Source organism: Streptacidiphilus sp. EB129 (assembly GCF_041262645.1).
GTDB lineage: Bacteria > Actinomycetota > Actinomycetes > Streptomycetales > Streptomycetaceae > Streptacidiphilus.
This window is the reverse complement of record NZ_JBGCCS010000018.1, coordinates 47,310-67,916: the sequence shown is the minus strand read 5'-3', so window position 1 is coordinate 67,916 and position 20,607 is coordinate 47,310. Positions and strand designations below refer to the sequence as shown.

General features: G+C 73.3%; 20 protein-coding genes. 4 read left to right on the top strand and 16 right to left on the bottom strand.

Going from position 1 to position 20,607, the window contains the following annotated elements; translation table 11 throughout:
• Positions 1–57 precede the first annotated feature (57 nt).
• From ABH925_RS22190 to ABH925_RS22140, 11 genes are all read right to left on the bottom strand, one after another.
• Positions 58–1,530, bottom strand: coding sequence for an MFS transporter (locus tag ABH925_RS22190; RefSeq protein WP_370150501.1), 1,473 nt, complete (start codon positions 1,528–1,530; stop codon positions 58–60).
• Positions 1,531–1,560: 30 nt separating this feature from the next.
• Positions 1,561–3,264 carry an FAD-binding protein gene (locus ABH925_RS22185; RefSeq protein WP_370150500.1) on the bottom strand — a complete coding sequence of 568 codons (1,704 nt, stop codon included), beginning with the start codon at positions 3,262–3,264 and terminating at the stop codon, positions 1,561–1,563.
• Between the two features lie 79 nt (positions 3,265–3,343).
• Positions 3,344–3,844 (bottom strand): cupin domain-containing protein, encoded by a 501-nt coding sequence (locus ABH925_RS22180; protein ID WP_370150499.1) that lies wholly within the window; start codon positions 3,842–3,844, stop codon positions 3,344–3,346.
• A gap of 107 nt (positions 3,845–3,951) precedes the next feature.
• The gene (locus tag ABH925_RS22175; protein WP_370150498.1) at positions 3,952–5,202 is read right to left on the bottom strand and encodes a 3-hydroxybenzoate 6-monooxygenase; all 1,251 of its coding nucleotides are present in this window, start codon (positions 5,200–5,202) and stop codon (positions 3,952–3,954) included.
• On the bottom strand, positions 5,199–5,543 hold the full coding sequence (locus ABH925_RS22170) for a hypothetical protein (protein ID WP_370150496.1): 345 nt from the start codon (positions 5,541–5,543) through the stop codon (positions 5,199–5,201). Before ABH925_RS22170 ends, ABH925_RS22175 begins: the two co-directional genes overlap by 4 nt.
• A 69-nt stretch (positions 5,544–5,612) precedes the next feature.
• Complete coding sequence (locus tag ABH925_RS22165) at positions 5,613–7,583, bottom strand: anthranilate synthase family protein (protein WP_370150495.1); 1,971 nt, start codon at positions 7,581–7,583, stop codon at positions 5,613–5,615.
• A complete protein-coding gene (locus ABH925_RS22160; RefSeq protein WP_370150494.1) occupies positions 7,580–8,218 on the bottom strand; it encodes an isochorismatase family protein in 639 nt (212 codons plus the stop codon). The genes ABH925_RS22165 and ABH925_RS22160 overlap by 4 nt, the downstream gene beginning before the upstream one ends.
• 25 nt (positions 8,219–8,243) lie before the next feature.
• Positions 8,244–9,014 (bottom strand): 2,3-dihydro-2,3-dihydroxybenzoate dehydrogenase, encoded by a 771-nt coding sequence (locus tag ABH925_RS22155; RefSeq protein ID WP_370150602.1) that lies wholly within the window; start codon positions 9,012–9,014, stop codon positions 8,244–8,246.
• A 144-nt stretch (positions 9,015–9,158) separates the two neighbouring features.
• Positions 9,159–10,400 (bottom strand): 3-deoxy-7-phosphoheptulonate synthase, encoded by a 1,242-nt coding sequence (locus ABH925_RS22150; protein WP_370150601.1) that lies wholly within the window; start codon positions 10,398–10,400, stop codon positions 9,159–9,161.
• 207 nt (positions 10,401–10,607) lie between these two features.
• Positions 10,608–11,792: an IS701 family transposase gene (locus ABH925_RS22145; RefSeq protein ID WP_370150493.1), complete on the bottom strand. Its 1,185-nt coding sequence runs from the start codon at positions 11,790–11,792 to the stop codon at positions 10,608–10,610.
• A 200-nt stretch (positions 11,793–11,992) separates the two neighbouring features.
• Positions 11,993–12,625, bottom strand: coding sequence for a ScbR family autoregulator-binding transcription factor (locus ABH925_RS22140; RefSeq protein ID WP_370150492.1), 633 nt, complete (start codon positions 12,623–12,625; stop codon positions 11,993–11,995).
• 191 nt (positions 12,626–12,816) lie between these two features.
• Between ABH925_RS22140 and ABH925_RS22135 the strand changes: the two genes are divergently transcribed.
• Both ABH925_RS22135 and ABH925_RS22130 read left to right on the top strand, forming a co-directional pair.
• Complete coding sequence (locus ABH925_RS22135) at positions 12,817–13,848, top strand: ScbA/BarX family gamma-butyrolactone biosynthesis protein (RefSeq protein ID WP_370150491.1); 1,032 nt, start codon at positions 12,817–12,819, stop codon at positions 13,846–13,848.
• 2 nt (positions 13,849–13,850) lie between these two features.
• Entirely contained in the window at positions 13,851–14,831 is a 981-nt protein-coding gene (locus ABH925_RS22130) for an NAD-dependent epimerase/dehydratase family protein (protein ID WP_370150490.1), read from the top strand.
• A 30-nt stretch (positions 14,832–14,861) separates the two neighbouring features.
• Here ABH925_RS22130 and ABH925_RS22125 read toward each other — a convergent pair whose 3' ends face one another.
• Positions 14,862–15,773: a LysR family transcriptional regulator gene (locus tag ABH925_RS22125; protein ID WP_370150489.1), complete on the bottom strand. Its 912-nt coding sequence runs from the start codon at positions 15,771–15,773 to the stop codon at positions 14,862–14,864.
• 99 nt (positions 15,774–15,872) lie between these two features.
• On the opposite strand from ABH925_RS22125, the gene ABH925_RS22120 reads away from it, so the two are divergent.
• Positions 15,873–16,550 carry a YitT family protein gene (locus ABH925_RS22120; protein WP_370150488.1) on the top strand — a complete coding sequence of 226 codons (678 nt, stop codon included), beginning with the start codon at positions 15,873–15,875 and terminating at the stop codon, positions 16,548–16,550.
• Between the two features lie 94 nt (positions 16,551–16,644).
• A complete protein-coding gene (locus tag ABH925_RS22115) occupies positions 16,645–17,478 on the top strand; it encodes a peptidoglycan-binding protein (RefSeq protein ID WP_370150487.1) in 834 nt (277 codons plus the stop codon).
• 38 nt (positions 17,479–17,516) lie between these two features.
• On the opposite strand, the gene ABH925_RS22110 is transcribed toward ABH925_RS22115, so the two are convergent.
• The 4 genes from ABH925_RS22110 to ABH925_RS22095 form a co-directional block, all read right to left on the bottom strand.
• The gene (locus ABH925_RS22110; RefSeq protein ID WP_370150486.1) at positions 17,517–18,110 is read right to left on the bottom strand and encodes an HdeD family acid-resistance protein; all 594 of its coding nucleotides are present in this window, start codon (positions 18,108–18,110) and stop codon (positions 17,517–17,519) included.
• Positions 18,111–18,238: 128 nt separating this feature from the next.
• Positions 18,239–19,015, bottom strand: coding sequence for a class I SAM-dependent methyltransferase (locus ABH925_RS22105; protein WP_370150485.1), 777 nt, complete (start codon positions 19,013–19,015; stop codon positions 18,239–18,241).
• A 42-nt stretch (positions 19,016–19,057) separates the two neighbouring features.
• Positions 19,058–19,951: a class F sortase gene (locus ABH925_RS22100; RefSeq protein ID WP_370150483.1), complete on the bottom strand. Its 894-nt coding sequence runs from the start codon at positions 19,949–19,951 to the stop codon at positions 19,058–19,060.
• A gap of 84 nt (positions 19,952–20,035) precedes the next feature.
• Positions 20,036–20,551, bottom strand: coding sequence for a hypothetical protein (locus tag ABH925_RS22095; protein ID WP_370150482.1), 516 nt, complete (start codon positions 20,549–20,551; stop codon positions 20,036–20,038).
• Positions 20,552–20,607: the final 56 nt, after the last annotated feature.

Here is a 20,607-nt window from a genome sequence, read left to right as displayed (position 1 = left end):
CACTCATCTCGTTTGCTAGCAGGATCACTGACATCACATCAGTACAGGAAGGGACGGTCAGCGGCCGCGCGGCCGCAGCAGCAGCGCCGCGCCCAGCGCGGCGGCCCCGAACGCCGCCGCCGCGCAGCCGAAGGCGAAGCCGTAGCCGGAGGTCGCGGCCGCGGCGGTTGCCGCACCGGAGCGGGTCAGCGCGTCGGTGTGGGCGGCCGCCAGGGTGACCAGCACGGTCAGCCCCAGCGCCGGACCCATCTCCAGTGCGGTGTTGGCCACCGCCCCGGCCGTGCCGGTCTGGCCCGCCGGGACGTCCGCCATCGTGGAGACGGTGGCCCCGGCGAAGACCGGCACCACCCCGACGGCGAAGAGCAGCAGGCCGGCGAGCACCGGCCCGAGGTAGGGGGTGCCCTGCCCGATGCCGCTGAGCAGGGCCAGGCCGAGCCCGGACAGCGCCAGGCCGCCGACCGTGACCGGACGCGGGCCGAAGCGCTGCACCAGGCGTCCGACCAGCAGTCCGGCGGTGACCAGGGCCAGACCGAAGGGCAGGAAGGCCGCCGAGGTGGCCGGCGCCGAGTAGCCGCGGGCCTGCTGGAAGTAGAGCGCGAGCATGAAGAACACGCTGGTGATCCCGGCCGAACCCAGGAACACCGCCAGCAGCGCCACCGCCCGGCGCGGCGTGGCCAGGAAGGACAGCGGCAGGATGGGCAGGGCGGCCCGCCGTTCGACCGCGACGAACAGCGCCAGCAGCACCACGCCGGCGCAGAGCGGGCCGAGCGAGACCCCGGCGGTCCAGCCCCGGTCCGGGACCTGCAGCAGCCCGTAGCCGAGCAGCGAGATACCCGCGGTCACCAGCAGCGCCCCCGGCACGTCCAGTTGGCCCCTTGTCCTTCCGCCGCCGCCCCCGGCGGGCAGCAGCCGTCGCGCCGAACCGGCCGCCAGGGCGGCGACCAGGACCGGCACGGCGAAGGCCCAGCGCCAGGAGTCGGTGTCGGCGACGGCCCCGGACAGCAGCATCCCCGCCGTGCCGCCGAACGCGGCCAGGCCGCCCCAGAGCGCCATCACCCGGGTCTGCCGGGCCGGTTCCGGATACAGGACACCGACCAGGGCCACCGCCGCCGGGACCGCCAGCGCGGCCCCGGCGCCCTGCCCGAACCGCGCCGCCAGCAGCGTCCACGCGTCCGGGGCCAGCCCGGCCAGGACCGAGGCCACACCGAACAGGCCGGTCCCGGCGACGAAGGCGCGACGCGCCCCGTACAGATCGGCCAGCCGGCCGCCGAGCAGCAGCAGGCCGCTGAAGGAGACCCCGTAGGCGGCGTTGACCAGCGCGAGCTGCGCCCGGTCGAGGCCCAGCTCGTGCTGGATCTCCGGGAGCACCACGTTGAGCACGCTCATCGCCAGGATGACGGTGAACTGCACCGAGGCGAGCAGGGTGAAGGCCAGGGTCCGCCGTGCCGAACGGTCACCGGGGGACGCCGCCGCCGTTGAAGTCGCCGGCGCGGCGGCGGCCGCCGGTCCCGCCGTGGTCTCCGGCTGCATCTACGACCACCTCTCGGATCGTCAGGAGGACTACGCGGGCAGGGAGACGGACTGCGAGTGGTGGAACACGTCGCGCGGGTCGTACGCGGCCTTCACCTGCTGCAGGCGCGGGTAGTTGTCCTTGTAGTACAGGGTCTGCCAGGGCACCCCGGAGCGGTTCTGGGCCGGGTCGGTGATGTCGGCGTCCGGGTAGTTGATGTAGCAGCCGTCGGCGGCCGCGCCCGGCACCGGGTACCCGCCGGTCGCGGCGAACACCTCGCTGTAGACGTCGCGGGTCCAGCCGATGTTCTCGGCGTCGTTCCCGGCGCCGGACCAGAAGCTCTGGAACAGCCCCTTGAAGATCGACCCGCGCTGCGCGGAGGCGGTGGCGTCGGAGGCGACCTCGTTGATCCTGCCGCCGAAGGACAGCAGTACCACCATCGACGCCGGGTTCTGGTGGTCCGTGCGGGTCAGATGCCGGTACATCGACCCGATCTGTGCGTCACTGAACGGCTTGAGCAGGTACGCCGACTTGTGCGCACCGCGCAGCACCGGGCTGGTCAGCGTCGGGTTGCTGGTGCCGAGCAGCTTGGACGCGGTGAGCCAGGGCAGTCGCTGCGGGGTGAACAGCTGCGGCAGCGGCCCGTGCTCACCGGTCGACCGGGTCATCGGACGCGCCGCCCCGGCGCCCAGCGCCGCGGTGACCTCGCTCAGGTAGTCCTCGATCAGCTTCTCAGCGTCGGGCACCGTGGCGTCGATCTGGGTGAGCAGGCCGATGCTGCCGTTGGACTGATGGTTCATCATCAGGAAGCTGCACAGCGTGCCGTACGGGGAGTCCGCCGAGGCGTTGCGCTCGTGCCAGCCGCCGAAGGCGCGCACCAGGCCTGCGAAGGCGTCCTTGGTCAGCTCGGTCCAGGGCAGGGATATCGCGCTGACCAGCACCTCCTTGGGAGGGGTGACCAGTTGCTCGGCGGCCGGCCGGCCGTCGGTACCCGGGCTGCGGAACCAGTACCGGGTGACCACACCGAAGTTGCCCCCGCCGCCACCGGTGTGAGCCCACCACAGGTCCCGGTGCGGGTCGGTTGCCTCACGGGTGGCCACCACGCTGCGGGCGGTGCCGGACGCGTCCACCACGACCACCTCCACCGCGTAGAGGTGGTCGACGCTCAGACCGTGGCGGCGCGACAGCATGCCGTAGCCGCCGCCGGCGATGTGCCCGCCGATGCCGACGGAGTAGCACATGCCGCCGGGGACGGTCACGCCCCAGCCCTTGAACAGGGCCTCGTAGGTCTGCAGCAGGGTCGCCCCGGCGCCGACCGCGAAGGCGCCGAGCGTCTGGTCGTACTCGACGGTGTCCAGCAGGGAGGTGTCGATGACCACCCGGACGTCGGGGTTGAACACGAAGTCGCAGTAGCAGTGGCCGCCGCTCTTCACCGACAGCTGCTTGCCCGCGTCCACCGCCTCCTGGACCGCCTGCACCACCTCGGCGGTCGAGCGCACCACCCGCACCGAGTCCGGGCGTCCGACCCAGCGGGTGTTGTTGCCCACCACCAGGTCGCTATAGCGCGGGTCGTCCGGGCGGACGACGATCGGCGCGGTGTCGGCGTGACCGGCGCCGGTCGGGGTGCTGGTCGGAGCGGCGGTCGGGGTCGCTGCGGTGGCGGTTGCTGTGAGCGGGCCGGCTTCCAGGGTCGCCGCACCGGCGATGACCGCCGCCGTGCCGGCCAGCATGCTGCGCCTGTTGAGTCTCGTCATGGTCTGTCGTGGTCGCTTTCCGGGAGTTCCGTCGGAGAGGAGGTGTGCGGTGCGAGCGGCTGGTGCTGCCTGCGCCGGGTCAGCCGCACCAGGTCAGGCCGAGGCCGAGGCGCTCGGCGAAGTCGTGGGTGCGGTCGACAGACCAGCGCGCGCCGACCGGGGCGTCCGCGCCCAGGTCCAGCGGGTACCCGGCGGCGAGGAAGAAGCGTTCGAACCCGCCGGGTGTGGTGATGACGTGGAACCGCGCGTCCGCGCTGACCACCTCGTAGGAGTGCGGGATTCCGCGCGGCAGGAAGAGCGTGCCCGAGCCGGAGACCTCGTGCACCCGGTCGCCAACGGTCACCGTCAGCTCGCCGGAGCCGACGAGGAAGATCTCGTCCTCCACCGAGTGGATGTGGCGCGGGCCGCGTTCGCCGTGGACCGCCTGGAACCGGGTGATCCCCACGGCGCCGCCGGTCTCCTCGGCGGTCAGCTCCGCGGTGACGACCGAGCCCCGGCCCCAGAGCCGGGAGCGCTCTGCGTCGACGGCACTGCGCCGGGAGCCGCCGGCGTCGAGCGCGCTCATGTCGGCTGTGGTCATGGTGTCTCTCCTCCAGGGGGCGCGGTGGGATTGGCTGTCGCGGTCGCGATGCTGTCGGACCCTCACACGGGGCGCCGGACAGCGGCAACGGCCGGATGGCGACTTGGTCAGGTGACGGATACGGACGCCGGCCCGGCCGCCGCGGCCGGGGCGGGGAGGGCCGCCGCGAGGCCGCCGGGAGCGTCCGGGGGCCCGGCATGCAGCCAGGACACCTTCCCGTGCAACTCCTCGGTCGACAGCCCGGAGAGGTACGCGTTGCGGGCCAACGCCTCGGCGCCGCGCGGATGGTAGAGCTGCCGCCCCATCTCGCGGGCGACCAGCGTGGTCCGCGCGGTGCGCTCGCCACGCTCCGCCTCGTACGCCGCGAACGCCTCGGCGCAGTCGCCGCCGTCCCGTGCCCCGGCCAGCGCCCTGCCCAGGACGACGGCGTCCTCCAGGGCCATGCAGGCGCCCTGGGCCGCGTACTGGAGCATGGGGTGGGCCGCGTCGCCGAGCAGCGCCACCGGCCCGTCGGTCCAGCCGGACACCGGGTCGCGGTCGCAGAGCACCCACTCGCGCCACTCCCGGCCCAGCTCCAGCAGCCGGCGCGCGGTGTCGCCGAGCTCCGGGAAGGCGCGGAGAACCAGGTCCCTGGGGGCCTCCAGTCCGGTCACCGCGACCGTGGCGCCGTTGTCGCGGGTGGCCGCCAGGTTGAGGAACCGCCCGCCGCCGATCGGGTAGTGGACGAAGTGCCAGCCGGGTCCAGCCCACAGCGTCACCGCGTTCCAGCGCAGTTCGGCGGGGACCTCGTCCATCGGGATCACCGAGCGGTAGATGGTGTGGCCGGACACCAGCGGCTCGCCGTCGCCGATCAGCCGGGCGCGGATCGCGGAGCGGATCCCGTCCGCGCCGACCAGGGCGTCCCCGGACAGCGACGCGCCGCCGTCCAGACGGAGTTCGACCCCGCCGTCCCACCGGGTGTAGCCGGTGACCGTACTGCCGCCGCGCAGCGTGATCCGCTCCGAGTCGCGGCAGGCCGCCAGCAGCGCCGCGTGCAGGTCCGCGCGGTGGACGACGGCGTAGGGGTTGCCGAAGCGGGCGCGGTAGCGGTCGTCCAGCGGCAGGCGCTGGACCCTGGCGCCGGTGGTGCCGTCCATCAGCCGCAGTTCGTCGACGTGGACGGCCCGGGCCCGCACCACGTCGCCGACGCCGAGCCGATCCAGGGCCTGGAAGCCGTTGGGTGCGATCTGGATGCCGGCGCCCAGTTCGGCGAACGCGCCCTGCCGTTCCAGCACGGTCACCCGGTGCCCGGCCCCGGCGGCGGCGAGCGCGGCGGCCAGGCCGCCGATGCCGCCGCCGGCGATGAGGATCGTCGTCATCGGTCCGCCCCCAGCGCCAGGCCGAGGCCGCTGAGCGAGGTCAGGTCGTGCCGTCCCTCGACGACGGCCTCGATGTCGAAGGCGGAACGCTGGGACGGCGGCCGGCCGATCAGCTCCGCCGCGCGGTTCGGCAGACCGGCCGCGGCCGCGGCCGCCTCGGCCGACTCCCACAGCAGCACCGCGCCCCAGCGCTCGGTGGCCGGGTCGGAGACCCACACCTTCAGGCACAGCCCGGGGACGGCGGAGAAGCGCGGGACGGCCTCGTCGCGCAGGAAGGGGCGCAGCGACTCGATGGTCCGGCCCGATCCCGCGAGATCCCACCAGACGACGACACAGTGCATGGGTATCCCTCTCTCGTACTGCCATCAGTGCTTCGGTCGGTGCTTCGGTCTGCTTCACTCGGTGCCGCGTCAGTGCGCGGCTGCGGCCACCGGCGCGGTACCGGACGCCGCCGGGGCCGCCAGACGCGGGCGCAGCCCGAGTGCGGCGACGGCGTCGCGCAGGATGCTCACGCCGTCCTCGGTCAGCACCGACTCGGCGTGGAACTGCATCGAGCCGAAGCGCGGCGCCCGCAGGGCGTGCACCTCGCCGGTGCCGGGATCGCGGCTGACCTGGAGCGGGCCGATCCGGTCGGCGTCCGCGCGGGCCGCGAAGGTGTTGTAGAAGCCGACCCTGGTGCGCCGCCCGAACAGGTCGATCTCGCGCTGCACGCCCTGGTTGGGCGTGTCCCGGCGGACCAGTTCCAGGCCGAGCTCGGTGCAGAGCACCTGGTGGCTCAGGCAGACCGCCAGGAACGGGCGGTCCTCGGCCAGCAACTTCCGTACGGCTGCCCGCAGTCTGGCGATCTTGGGGTCGTCCTCCGCGCGCGGGTCGCCGGGGCCGGGGCCGAGCACCACCAGGTCGTGGTCCTCGAACCGGTACTCGTCGTCGAACCGACGAACGGTCACCTCTGGCCCCAGCGAGCCCAGTTGATGGGCGATCATCGAGGTGAAGGTGTCCTCGGCGTCCACCACCAGAATCCGCATCCCGGTCAACTCGTCACCCAGCGGCAGCCGTTCGGAGCCGCTGCCGAGCCAGAAGCCGGAGATGGTCTCGTTCCGCCGGGCCAGCGCCCGCCGCACCTCCGGGTGCGAGCCGAAGCCCGCCGAGGGCCGTGTCCCGCTGAGCGCCTGGAGCAGCCCGGCCGCCTTGGCCCGTGTCTCGGCCACCTCGGAGGCCGGGTCGGAGTGCCGCACCAGGGTCGCGCCGACGCCGATCCGGACCCGGCCGCCGGGGTCCACGTCCGCCGTGCGGATCAGGATCGCGGAGTCCAGGGCGCGGCCGCCGGCGGTGTCCCGTCCGATCAGCGCGGCCACGCCGCTGTAGTACCCGCGCCCCTCCGGCTCGTACCGGTGGATGACCTCGCTGGCGCTCTCCAGCGGGCTCCCGGTCACGGTCGGGGCGAACAGGGTCTCCCGCAGGATCTCGCGGACGTCGCGCGAGGTGCGGCCCTCGATGAAGTACTCGGTGTGGGCGAGCCGCGCCATCTCCTTGAGGTAGGGGCCGACCACCCGGCCGCCCGACTCGCAGATCCGGGCCATCATCTTGAGTTCCTCGTCGACCACCATGTAGAGCTCGTCGGCCTCCTTGCGGTCGGCCAGGAAGTCCATCACCCCGGGGAGCGTGGGGCCGGTGGCGGGATAGCGGTAGGTGCCGCTGATGGGGTTCATCACGGCCGTGCCGTGGTCCACGCTGATGTGGCGCTCCGGAGTCGCGCCGATCAGGGTGCGCTCGCCGGTGTGGATGACGAAGGTCCAGTAGACGCCGGACTCGGCGCGCAGCAGCCGTCCGAAGAACGCCAGCGCGTGGTCGAGGGAGTAGTCGGTGACGTCGACGGTGACGGTGCGCTTGAGGACGAAGTTGGCACCCCTGCCCTGGCCGATCTCCTGGTCCACGACCTGCCGCACCAGCTCCTGGTAGCGCGCGTCGTCGATGTCGAAACGGCTGTCGCCGGTCTGCGCCGGGGTGTCCGGCAGCCGGTGCAGCAGCAGGTCCAGCGGCACCTCGGCCTGCTCGTCCACCCGCATCACCTGGAGCGGGGTGCCGTCGTCGACGCCCGCGAAGCCACGTTCCCTGATCTGCCGGTACGGCACCAGCACCAGCAACTCGTGGGCGGCGGCGCCGACTTCGTCCGCAGCCGGCGCACCGGTCGGCAACGCCGGGTCGGCCGGTGGCAGCTCGGCCAGCGGCAGGTCGGCCAGCGCCGGGACGGTGGTGACCGCTCCGGACAGCACGTCCACCCGGTCCCCGCGGCCCGCGCCGGGGCGGTGCAGCAAAGCGAACGCGGGGGTGCGCAGCGACAGCACCCGGTCCAGCAGTGGGGCGACGGCTCCATCGGTCACGGCAACTCCTTGATGACCTGGTCGGTGCTGAGGACCATCGCGCAGCGCTCGGCGGCGTACCGCAGTGCCTGCTGGTGGTAGTCGGCGGAGAAGTCCGCGACGGCGTCCGCGACCAGGAAGGACTGGATGTCGTGCGCGAACGCGTCGTTGAGCGTGGTGAGCACGCCGACGTGCGCGTAGACGCCGCAGACCAGCAGCTGGTCGCGGCCGGCCGTGCGCATCCGGTCCAGCAGGTCGGTCCGGTGGAACGCGCTGTAGCGCCACTTCACGAAGACCCAGTCCGGCTCGTCCGGGGCGATCGGCGGGACCACGGTGCGGTCCTCGGCGCTGGGGGTCATCCCCGGCCCCCAGAAGTCCTTGAGCAGACCGCGCTCCTGCGGGGTCATGCCGCCGGGCTGGGCGGTGTAGGCGATGGGCACGCCGTTGCGCACGGCGTGCCCGCGCAGCCGCGAGGCGTTGCGCACCAGGTCGCCGACGGGCTGGGCCGATTCGACGAACGGCCGCAGGAAGAAGCGCTGCATGTCGTGGACCAGGAGCACCGCGCGCTCCGGGTCGACGGTCCATTCGGCCGTGTTGGCGGGCAGTTCGGCTGCCACCGGCATCGGATAGGGCTCGATAACGGGAATTCCCGGCATGGTGTCCTCTTTCAGTGGCCGAGCTTCAGTGGCCGAGCGACGCGCCACCGTCGACGGTGAGTTCCTGGAGCGTGATGTGGCCGGCCCGGTCCGAGAGCAGGAAGACCACGGCGGCGGCGATGTCGGCGGGTTGCGCGAGTTTCCCCAGCGGAATTCCGGTACGGAACTCCCCGGGAATTCCGGCAATGGACGACTCGGGTCCCGCGCCGCTGTCCCAGAGCGCCGTCAGCATCGCGGTCTCGGTCGAACCGGGGGCCACCACGTTGCTGCGGATGCCGTGGCGGGCGACCTCGAGACCGAGGCAGCGGGTGAACATCGACGCCGCGGCCTTGGAGGCGGCGTAGGCGGCCATCCCGGTGCGCGGCGTGGCCGCCGCGTTGGACGCCACCGTCACGACCGCCCCGCGCCGCCGGGCGGTCATCCGGCCGACCACGGCCCGGGACACCTGGAACACGCCCAGGGTGTTCACCGCGAAGGTCGCGGCCCAGTCGTCGTCGGTCAGTTCGGCGGCCCGGCCCAGGCGCAGCACCCCGGCGCCGTTGACCAGGTAGTCGATCGGCCCCAGGTGCTGCTCGACCGCCGCGACCACGGCGTCGACCTCGGCGCTGCTGCTGACGTCGGCCGGGAACTCCCGCACCGGCAGGCCCTGCGCGGCGAGCTGCCCGACCAGGACGGTCAACGCGTCGGCGTCCCGGTCCACGGCCGCCACCTGGACGCCCAGCCGGGCCAACTGCTCGACCACGGCCGCGCCGATGCCCCCGGCCGCGCCGGTGACCAGTGCGACCCGTCCGCTCATGGCCGGGTCGCCGACACCCTGGCCGGCGGCGGCCGCACCGGGGGCGAACGGACCCGCGGCGGCCGGACCGCGGGCGGGCGGACAGCCGAACGGGCGGTCGCCGCCGGCCCGGTCGCCGGGCACCGCTGTGAGCTCCGACATCGTTCAGTACCTCCAGGCCGAGGCGACCGTGATCGCCTGCTGCGGGTTGAGCCGGGGATCGCAGGCGCTGGTGTAGCAGCCGCCGGACAGGTCCCAGGGGTCCTGACCCTCCGGCGCGTCGCGCCGGTCCTGCTCGGCGACGCACTCGCGCACCTGCTCCGGCGTGGTCTCCAGATGCAGGCCACCGGCCACGCCGCCGGCGCCGAGGACCGCCTGCTGGAAGCCGGTGACCTCGGCGACGATGTCCTCCAGCACGCGGGTCTTCAGTCCGCTCGGCGTGCTGCGGGTGTTGCCGTGCATCGGGTCGCAGAGCCAGATCACCGGGTGCCCGGCCGACTGGACCGCCTCGACCAGCGGCGCCAGCCGGGAGCCGACGGCGTCCGCGCCCATCCGGGAGATCAGCGTGAGCCGGCCCGGCTCCCGGTGCGGGTCCAACTGCTCGCACAGGGCCAGCAGATCGGCGGTCCCCATGGTCGGGCCGACCTTGCAGGCCACCGGGTTGGCCACCATCGCCAGCATCGCCACGTGGGAGCCGTCGACCTGCCGGGTACGGTCCCCGATCCAGGGCCAGTGCGTCGAGGTGAGCACGGTTCGGCCGTCCTCGTCCCGGCGCAGCAACGGCAGTTCGTAGTCCAGCAGCAGTGCCTCGTGGCTGGTCCAGACCGGGGCCTCCACGGTCGGGCCGCCGCCGAGCTGCCGGTGCCGCAGGATGTCGACCGCGGCCCTGGCCGCGCGGTAGCCGGTGAGCAGCCGCTCCGGCTGCGGGCGGCGCCGCTGCGCGGTCGGCTCGGGAGAGTTGACCAGGTGCCCCCGGAACACCGGCAGTTCGCGGCCGTCGACCTGTTCGGTGGGCCGGGACCGGGGCTTGCTGAACTGCCCGGCGATGCGTCCCACCCGCAGCACCGGCTTGCCCGATCCCAGCTTCATCACCCCGGCCAGGATGTCCAGCAGCGCGGCCTTGCGCACGATGTGCGGCAGGGTGCACTCGGCCGGGTCCTCGGCGCAGTCGCCGGCCTGGAGCACCAGGATCCGGCCCGCCGCGACCTCCGCGAGCAGCGCCCGCAGGGCCCGGACCTCCTCCCGCTCCACCAGCGCGGGCATCCGCGCCAGTTCCGCCGACGCCTGGTCGAGACCGAGCTGGTCGTCCCATTCCGGCTGCTGTTCGGCGGGCAGTGTCCGAAGGAATTCGATATCGGCCGTGACCGGCCCTGACGCAACCGTCGGATATTCCGGCCACGTCGTCAGAGTACTCACAGGATGCCTTCCCCCACGGTGAATGCGCGCGCCACTTCGAGGCGGCTGCTCAATTCCTGCTGCGACAGCAGTCTGCACATTCACGGGGTGTTCGGAACAATGGCCGAACCGCACTTCGTCAGATACCCGGGGACTTGGTCAGCTCGGCCTGGCCGGCTCGGCCTGGCCGGCTCGGCCGGCGACGACCCCGGGAGGGGCCTACGAGGCCTGCGGAAGGGCCACGGCCCTGGCCCGGTCGAGGTCGTCCAGGACGGTGAGCGCGTGGGCCACCGAGGCCAGCGTGGCGTGCCGGTGCCAGCCGGGGAAGGAGCGGCCCTCGAAGTCGTGGATACCGACCGGCTTGGTGACCCGCTCGACGTCGTGGTCCACCCGCAGCGGCAGCTTGGCCATCCGCAGCAGTTCGGCGGCGGAGTGGTCCGGCAGGCTGGTCAGCCAGAGCCGGTCCGGGATCCGGCCGGACTGGTCCCACTCCGCGAGTAGCCGCAGCGGACGGCGCGGGCGTGACGGCAGCCGCACCGGCACCGTCAGCGCGCAACTGCGGCGCGGTGCCGAGTGGGTGGGGTCGTACCAGCCGACGGGCTGGCGCAGGGTGCCGAGCAGCTCGGCGAGGTGACGGGCCGACAGTTCCCGGTTGCTGCGGCCCGGCAGGTCCTGCGCGGTCACCAGCACCCGCTCGGCGCCGCCGATCGGGAGCAGCACCGGGACGGCCGCCTCGGCGAACCGGTCCAGGCAGGCCGCCAGGTCCAGCCCGGCCGCGGCGAGCACCACCGGCAGCGGCGCGCCGTCGACACCCCCGACCGCGAGTTCCAGCGCCGCATGGGTGGCGAGGTCGCCGGGGAATCTCTCCCCGCAGCCGTCCGGGATGCCGGCCCGCCGCCGCCGTTCCTCGTCGGCCAGCCAGGACTCGGGCAGCGCCAGCTTCCAGTTCACCGGGGCCGCGGCGGTGTCGGCCGCGAGCCAGGCCCCCACGGCCTGCTGGCCGCTCATGGTCTGCCCGAGCCCCTGGACGTAACGGCGCTCGACGCCGACCGAGTGGGTGCCCGACTTGGGCACCAGCATCGGCCGCACCACCAGGGCCTCGGGATCGAGCACCTCCGTCGCCAACTCGGCCAGCGCGGCGCGCACCGGCATCCAGTCCCAGGAGGAGTTGCTGATGAAGTGCTGCATCCGCTGCTGGACCGCGCCGCCGCCGAAGAGCTCGGCGATGGCGCGCATCGTCTTCCGCCCGTCCAGGGAGACCAGACCCTGGACGTAGCGTGCCCCGGTCTCGCGCTGGTCGCGACGGCTCAGCGAGGCCAGCAGGCTCCCGCAGACCTCGTCGAGGCGCCGGTTCAGCCGGTGGGTGCCGGCCACAGTGGCGCGACCTGGAAGGGAAGTGCGCACGTCAGTCTCCCTGCTCGGCTCGGCAGCCCCCGTGAACGGCCGATACGCCCCGACGGTAGCAAACCGACCGGTCTGTTTGTCAACGCGTCAGACGTCACCTCCCACCACGGGGCTCGAATCGAACAAAGAGACAGGTACAGGTCAATGACCAGGTCAGGCTTCGCCCGGGTTCTTCCACGCGGGGAGATCAAGGGGGCGAACTAGGCGGGGACCAGCGGCTCGACCGCCGCCGGGACACGGTCGGCGTCGATGTGCGAAAGCACACCCGCCACGGCGATCCCCGGAAGCAGGCAGCGCCAGAAGGAGGAGAGCCGACCGGGCAGGTCCTCCCGCCCCGAGTACACCTGGGAGATCAGCTGGAAGCCGGTGAACGCCCCGACCACCAACTGCGCCACCTCCATCGGATCGGTATAGGGGAGCAGTTCGCCCGCCTCCTTGGACTTCTCCAGCAGGTCCTGGCAGACGTTGATCCACTCCTGGTACGGGCCGGTCATCCCGCCCACGAAGGTCCCCTGCTCGACCGTCATCCTTATCCCGGCCCGGAGCAGCACGTCGGTGCGCAGCCGCTGGGCGATGAGCTGGGTCAGATCGACCAGGCTCTGCAGCTTGCTCGGGCAGTCCGGGATGACCAGGTCACTGACTTGGGCCTCGATCACCCCGCGGGCCAGCTCCTCCTTCGAGGAGAAGTGGAAGTACAGCGCCCCCTTGGTCATCTGACACCGGCTCAGCACCTCGGTGATGCTGGCCGCCTCGTAACCGCGCTCGTCGAAGACGGACGCGGCGGCAAGCAGGATCGCCTGCCGTGTCCGGACTGCTCGTTCCTGCTGGGCCATGGCCCCTCCTCCGCTCGGTCGCCCTCCCGTCCCTCGCCCGGGCCGGACGACTCGAGTCGGTCCTTCTGCTCGATGACAAACAAACCGACTCCTCTGTATGTTAGCCGCGACACGGGAGGTCAGGTACCCGGACTCCCAAAACTCACCACATACCCGTCCAAAACCCTCCCAGAGTTCCAGGAGCCCCCTCCATGAGCAGGTCCACCGCGGCCCTCACCGACCGTCCGATCGAGACCGGTACCTGGGCGGGGCTTACCCGAACGGTGCCACGGGAGTTCGTCCACCGCGCTGCTGTGGCCGAAGTGTTGCTCACCGACTGGGAGGTGCACGGCGCCGCAAGCTTCACGGTCAGAGCCCAGTGGCCGCGGGGCCACGCCTTCTTCACCCCGCTCGACGGGCGCCGGCAGGATCCGCTGCTGCTCGCGGAGACGATCCGCCAGGCCGGACTGCTGGTGTCGCACGCGGAGTTCGGGGTCCCCCTCAACTATCAGTTCCTGATGTCCGACCTCTCCTACGACACCGCGCTGGCCGCCCTCGCCGTCTCCGACACCCCCACCGAACTCGAACTCCAGCTCAACTGCCGGGACATCCGCCGCCGCGGGACCCGGCTGACCGGTATGCGCTACGACGTCGCGGTGCTCCGCGAGGGTGCGGCGCTGGCCCACGGCCAGGCCGGGTTCACCTGCCTCGCGCCCGCCGCGTACCGGCGGATCCGCGGCGAACAGGCCCTCGGCACCGCCGCGAACCGTCTCGGCGAGACCGGCACGGGCGGCACCGGCCACGGGTTCGCCGCGGGCCACGGGTTCGGCATGGGCGTGGACGCGTTCCTGCCGCCGGCCGAGCTGCCGCGGATCGTGGGCCGCACCTCGGTCGGCGACGTGGTGATATCCCCGTCCGAGTCCGGGTCGCGGCTGCTCCGGGTCGACCAGAGCCACCCCACGCTGTTCGACCACCCGGTCGACCACGTCCCCGGCATGGTGCTGCTGGAGGCGGCCCGGCAGTTCGCACTCGCCGAACTCCACCCACTGCCCGTGGTGCCGACCGGGATGCAGGCCCGCTTCCAGCACTATGTCGAGTTCGACCAGCCCTGCGTGCTCCGGGCCTCCACCGCCATGACGGACGAGGCCGACCTACGGGCCGGGATCACCCCGGTCCTGGTCACCGGCTACCAGGCCGACGAACCGGTGTTCGACTGCCTGGTCACCACCCGGACCCTGCACTGACCATGCCCGCAGCCAGCACACTCACCGACACCACGGCCGCGACCGGCGCCACGATCACCGTCACCGGCGCGGGCGGCTTCATCGGCGGCCGCGTGGTCCGCGCCGCCGGCCTGCTCGCATCGCCGCCACGGCTCCGACTCGCGGTGCACCGGCGGCCGTTGGCCTTCGTACCGGCCGCGGAGCACGTCACGGTCCCGGCCGACCTGAGCGTTCCGGCGTCGCTGCGCGGTCTCTGCGAGGGCTCGGACGTGCTGGTGCACTGCGCCTCGCTGATCGGCGGCCCGGAGGACGCCGCCACGGCCGTCAACGTGGACGGGACCCGGGCGCTGCTGCGCGAGGCGGCGCGGGCCGGCGTCAGCCGGATCGTCTACCTCAGCACCGCGTCCGTGTACGGCCGCGGCGTCTTCAGAAACTCCCCCGCCGCCGGGCTGACCGTCGCCCCCGAGTCGGCGACCAGCAGCACCCGCGCCCGCGCGGAACAGGCGGTGCTGGAGGCCGGCGGCATCGTCGCCCGGCCCTACCTGGTCTACGGCACCGGCGACCGCTGGGTCGTGCCCGGACTCGCCGCGCTGCTGCGCGCGCTGCCCGGGGAGGTCGAGGGCTGGCCCGCCCGGCTCTCCCTGATCGACGCCGACGACCTGGCCCGGGGCCTGCTGGCACTGGCCCTCGCCCCGGCCGCGGACCTCACCGCGTCCGTCTACCACGCCAACCACCCGGCCCCGGTCCACTGCGCGGAGCTGGTCCGCGCGGTCGCCGCGCTCGGCCCGGACTCCCCCGACGCGCCGCCGCAGCGGGAACGTCTCAGCCTCGGCACCGCGCAGCAGGCCCTCGACGGCGGCCTGCGCCGCGCCCTCGACATGGTCACCACCGACCACTGGTTCGACAGCGAACCCCTCTGGCGCGACACCCGGCTCGACCCGGGCCCCGGCTTCGCAGCCGCCTTCCCCCGCCACGCCGACTGGTACCGGCAGCTCGGCCGGTAGACCGGCGGCGCTCGTCGGCGTCCCGTCCGGCTATCCGGGAAGCTGCTCGGCGGTCCGGCGCAGCGCGGTGAGCATGGGGGCGATGTGCGGGGCCAGCCCGGTGCCCCGGCGGGTCACCGCCACGACATGGCGGCGCGGCTGGTCCGCGGACAGCTCGCGGACCACGACGCCGGGGGTGTGCGCGGCGTTGGCCAGCCGGGGGACGAGGGCGACCCCGAGACCGGCCGCGATCATGGCCAGGATCGTCGGCCAGCCCTCCGCCTCGTGCGCGATCTCCGGGGTGAAGCCGGCCGCCGCGCAGGCGGCCAGCGTGATCGCGTGCCACGGCCCGCCCCGGCCGAAGATCCACTGGTCGCCGACCAGGTCGGCCAGCCGGACCCCGGCCGCGCCCGCGAGCGGATGGCCGACCGGCAGGGCCAGGTCCAGCGGATCCAGCAGCAGGACCACCTGGTCGAAGCGCTGGTCCTGAGCCGGGGGCGCGTCCTGGGCCTCCAGCGACAGCGCGATGTCGACGTCACCGGCCGCGAGCCGTCGCAGCGCCTGCTCCGGGTCGGCCTCCTGGATCCGGACCGCCAGGCCCGGCCGCTCCCGGGCCAGCAGGCCGACCGAGGGCAGCACGAGTTCGCGGATGCCGGTGGCGAACGCCGCGATCCGGATCTGGCCCGCGCTGCCGTGCAGATACGCGGCGAGGTCGGCCTGCGCCGCCTCCAGCCGGCTGATGACCGCCTCGGCGTGGCCGAGCAGGATCCGGGCCGCCTCGGTCAGCCGCACCCGGCGTCCGTCCGGTTCCAGCATCGGCGCGCCGACCTGCCGGGACAGCGCCGCGAGCTGCTGCGAGACCGCCGAGGTGGTCATGTGCAGCGCCTCGGCGGTCGCCGTGACGGTGCCCCGCGCGGCGAGCTCGCGCAGGATCTCCAGCCTGCGGACGTCCAGATCGACCATCCAGTCATCCTAAACGTTTCAGGCCGGAACTCTCGCTGGACATGAACGATCGCCAGGGTTCAGGCTTATGAAATCCCACCCGCCATCCCGAGGATCCCCATGCCGCACCCCTGGACCGCCGTCCGTTCGCTCCTTCCCGGGGACCGTCCGGCCCGGCGGCTGGTGCAGCTCAACCTCGGCCTGGTCCTCTACGGGGCCAGCACCGCACTGCTGCTGCGCAGCGGCTTCGGCGTGGACCCGTGGACCGTGCTGCACCAGGGCCTGCACCAGCTGGTGGGCCTGTCGGTCGGCACCGTCTCGATCCTGGTCAGCCTGCTGGTGCTGGCCTGCTGGATCCCGCTGCGGCAGCGCCCCGGCATCGGCACCGTCCTGGACGCGGTGCTCGTCGGCGTCGTCATCGACGCGACGCTGGCCTGCACCCCGACTCCGCACGTGCTCTGGACGCGTGGCGCCCTGCTGCTGCTCTCGGTGCTGCTCAACGGGATCGCCACCGGCTGCTACATCGGCGCCGGCCTGGGCGCCGGCCCGCGTGACGGGCTGATGACCGGCCTCGCCGCCCGGGGCCACTCGACCCGGCTGGTCAGGACCGGCATCGAACTGGCCGCGCTCGGCGCCGGCTGGCTGCTCGGCGGCCCGGTCGGACTCGGCACCCTCGTCTACGCGCTGGCCATCGGTCCGCTGGCACAGGTCTTCCTGCCGCTGCTGGCCATGAGCGAACGGCCGGGGCGTTCGGCGGGGCGCGGCCGACGCCGATCCGGCGTGGCCCCGGTGAGTTGACAAGCCGTGAGCCAGTCCGAACGATGTGGCGTGCTCGGGCGTGAGGCCGGGACCTACCGGATCGACGGCGCGCACGAGGTGAGGAACGTCCCCCATGGATGAGATCGGTCAGCAGGATCAGCACCACACCCGCGCTGCCGGCCCCCTGGTCCGTCCCTATGTGTCCAGGCTGGGGCCCGACGCGGAACCTGCGACGCCCGCACCGGTCACCCCGACACTGACGCCCCTCGCGCCGCCCCCGTACCCGGGCACCATGGCCACCCCGGGCGCCGACGTCACGCCCGGACCCGGCCACGGACCCGGCCACGGGCCGGGCCCGCAGGCGGTTCGGCTGCGGGCCACGCGCGCCGAGCACCAGCGCGGCGGGACGTTCCCCGGGGTCCCCGCCGCCGCGCCCCGGCCCCGCCGGTCCTGGCTGGTTCCGGTGTTGCTGGTGGCAAGCCTGGGCGCGGCGGCCCTGGTGTGGTGGTCGCTGCAGCAGACCGGCGACGGCTCTCCGCAGCCCGTGGCGCTGCCACCGTCCGCGACCACCCCGGTCACCACGGCCCCGCCGTCCGCCGCACAGACCTCCGCCGCCGGAGCGGCACCCCGGACCGGCGACCACCCGACCGATGCGAGGACCTCCCGTCCCAGGCAGTCGGCCCCGGCTTCGGCCGGTGGCCCCGCCACGCCGTCGGCGTCCACCTCCACCGCGTCGTCGTCGCCGTCCGCCGACGGGACGCTGAGCCCGGGTTCGACCGGACCGCAGGTGTCCCGGCTGCAGACCCTGCTGATCGACCAGGGCAAGACCTCGGTCACCGTCAACGGCCGCTACGACCAGGCCACCGAGGAGGCGGTCCGCGAGATCCAGCAGGACCGTGGCATCACCGCCGACCCGCCCGGTGTCTACGGCCCCGCCACCCGGGCCGCGCTCGACCCCTCCGGCTGACCGCCGGCCGGGTGGGAACACGGATCGCCGGCGCCGTCCTACAGGTTCGCGTCCCGGGTGATGCTGCGGATCCGCAGCGCGGTGACGACCTCCACCACGCCCACCACCAGCAGCCAGCAGCCGGTGACCACGGTGAGCACGTGCACCGACTTGATCGGCCAGGTGATCAGGACCGCGCCGGCGGCCACATGGAGAGCGCCGAGGAAGACCTGCCAGCCGCGGGCGGGCATCCCCGGGTCGGAGGCGGCGGCCACGATCTGGGTGATCCCGCGGAACAGCCAGCCGATGCCGATCCACAGCGCCAGCAGCAGGATCGACTCCAGCGTGCCCCGGAAGCAGAACAGGCCCAGCAGGATGCAGATCGCGCCGCTGATGAAGACCAGCACCCGCATCGGCGTCGAGACATGGGTGCCGAACGCGGCCACCACCTGCACCACGCCGCTGATCAGCAGGAAGATGCCGAAGAACACCCCCACCACGCTCAGCGTCGCCTTGGGCCACACCAGCGCGAGGATGCCCACCACCACGGCGGCGATCCCCGCCACCAGTACCGCCTGCCAGGCCGAGCGGGCCAGCCTCCCCAGGGTGGCGTCGAAGGGGTCGTCAGGAGACAGCGTGGGCGTGGTCGTCATGCGGCAAGCCTGAACCCCGATGTCCCCGGCCGCGACCGGACCGGGGCCCCGCCTGCGCCACCCGGGTGAGGCGGGCCTGGACGGACCGCCACGAGGGCTCTGAGCTGTTCCCTGCCGCCGTACGGGGGTCAGGGCAGGGCGCGGATGAGGATCAGCGAACCGTTGAGGGCGGGCTGTTCGCGCAGCGCGCCGTGGCGCCGGTCCCAGGCGCCGGAGGCGAGATCGCGGCGGAGGTGCTCGGTGTACTGCTCGCGCAGTTCCGCGTCGACGAAGCTCCAGGCCGAGCAGGCTTGGCGGGCGCCGGGGTCGAGCAGCCGCTCGGGGCGGCCGTAGTAGGCCTCGTTGAAGCCGTCGGTGCAGTCGACCGGCACCGGGACCACCTCGACCGTGGCCTGTCCGCCGAGGGCCCCGGTGATGTCGGCGACGGCCGGGTAGCGCCGGGCCTCGGTGTCCAGGACCAGCGGGGCGTAGTCGTACAGCCAGAAGTCACGCACCAGGTCCGGGTCACAGGTGAGGACGACGACGGGGCCGCGGGCCACCCGCCGCATCTCCCGCAGGCCGGCCGTGAGATCGCTCCACTGGTGCACGCTGAAGGTGGTCATCGCGGCGTCGAAGGCGTCGTCCGCGAACGGCAGCCGCTCGGCCGTGGCGTCCACGGCCGACGACAGGTGGGCGGGCCGCTGGGCCCGCATCGACTCCGACGGCTCGACCGCGGTGACCTGCAGCGTGGGTGACTCGTACGAGCCGGCGCCGGCGCCCACGTTGACCACGGTCGCGGCGTCCCCCAGCGCCCGGGAGATGATCTCGGCGATCCGCGGGTCGGGCTGCCGGTAGCCGCTGTAGCCCGCGCCGATCGATCCGTAGTCCGCGTCACCCGCGCTGCCGTCCACCCCGCGTTCGCTCATGATCAAAACCTACCGACTGCGTCAAGACCGAGCGGGGACGCGTCAGCCCGTGGGGCTCCCTCCCGCGATCGGGGCCGGCCCGGCGGCCGGCACTCGTCCGGCGGTCAGGATCCCTTCCGCGGTCAGCATCACCCGCGTGCTCAGCATCCCCCCGGCGGTCAGCTTCCCTCCCGTGGTGAGGATCCCTCCGGCGGTCGAGGTCCCTCCGACGGCCGGGTTCGCACCAGCGGGCGTGTTCGCGCCGGACGTCGGGGCCTGACCGGTCGTCGGAGTCGGCCCGGCGGTCGGGGGGTTCAGCAGGTGGGCGTAGACGACGACGTTGCCCTGATAGCCGCCGCTGGACTTGACGTACGCCCCGCCGCAGGTGATCAGGCGCAGCTCGGGCCGGGCCGCCGGCTCGTAGACCTGGTCGGGGAACTGGCTCTTCAGGTAGACGTCGACTCCGTCCACGGTGAAGGTCGCGGTGCTGTGGTCGGCGCGGACCACCGCGACGGTGTCGCCCTTGTGCAGCACGCCCAGGCCGTAGAAGACGGCCGGTCCCGCCATGGTGTCGACGTGGCCGAGCAGCACGGCCGTGCCGGTGCTGCCGGGCGCGGCGCCGTCCTGGTACCAGCCGACCAGGTGCCGGTTGGTGTCGTCGGGGACGGTGATCGCGCCGGTGCTGTCGAGGGGCTCGCCGGTGATGGGGGCGTCCAGCATGAGGCGCGGGATCAGCAGCCGCACCGGTGCGGAGCGCGGCATCTCGAACGGTGTGTCAGGGGTCGGTGCGGACGTCGCGCTGCTCTGCGGCAACGCGTCCGCGGCGGATGGCCGGGGTGGGGACGAGCTATGGGTCCCCTGCTGGACCAGCAGTCCGCCGAGCACCGCCACGGTGCCGAACAGCACCATCAGCGGGCGTGTCGCCCAGATCCGCCATCCGGCCGCACGTACGATCATCCCACTGCCTCCTGTACGGTCCGCAGCCCTGACGCTCGGGACGCCAGGGCTGCGGAGAACTGGTGGTTGTGCGTCAGATCAGGCTCAGGCCTGGTTGCCCTGGCCGCGACGACGCACCAGGAAGACGCCACCGCCGGCCGCGACGGCCAGCATGGCCACGCCGCCCGCCGTCTCCGCGGTGCTGCCCGTCAGGACAGAACCGCCGACACCGGTGCGAACCGCACCGTGCGGGCGCCGGCCCAACACGGTGACCTCGGCGTGAACCTTCTTGTCGTCGGAGCACCAGATGGTGATGCCCCGCTCGCCCTCCTCGGCGTCCCGGCGGACCCGGAACTGACCGGTCAGCTCGTCCGATCGGCGCTCCTTGGTCAGGGTGAACCAGCCCTTGCCCCAGGCAGCGCCGCTCCAGGCCTTGGCGCTGTCGACCCTCTCCCCACAAGCCGTGGTACTCACCTCGACCCACTGGCCGGAGACGGCCGACGACGGGGACACCTCGGTACGTCCGTGTCCGTGTCCGTCGTCGGCGAGCGCTGCTCCGGCCGACAGGCCAAGTGCCGCAACCGACAGTCCGACACCGGTGAGAATTCGCGCAGTGCGCACGTCCAACCTCCATTTCGAGCGCAGGGGTGGACGCCGTCGCCCGAGCCCTCAGCGCG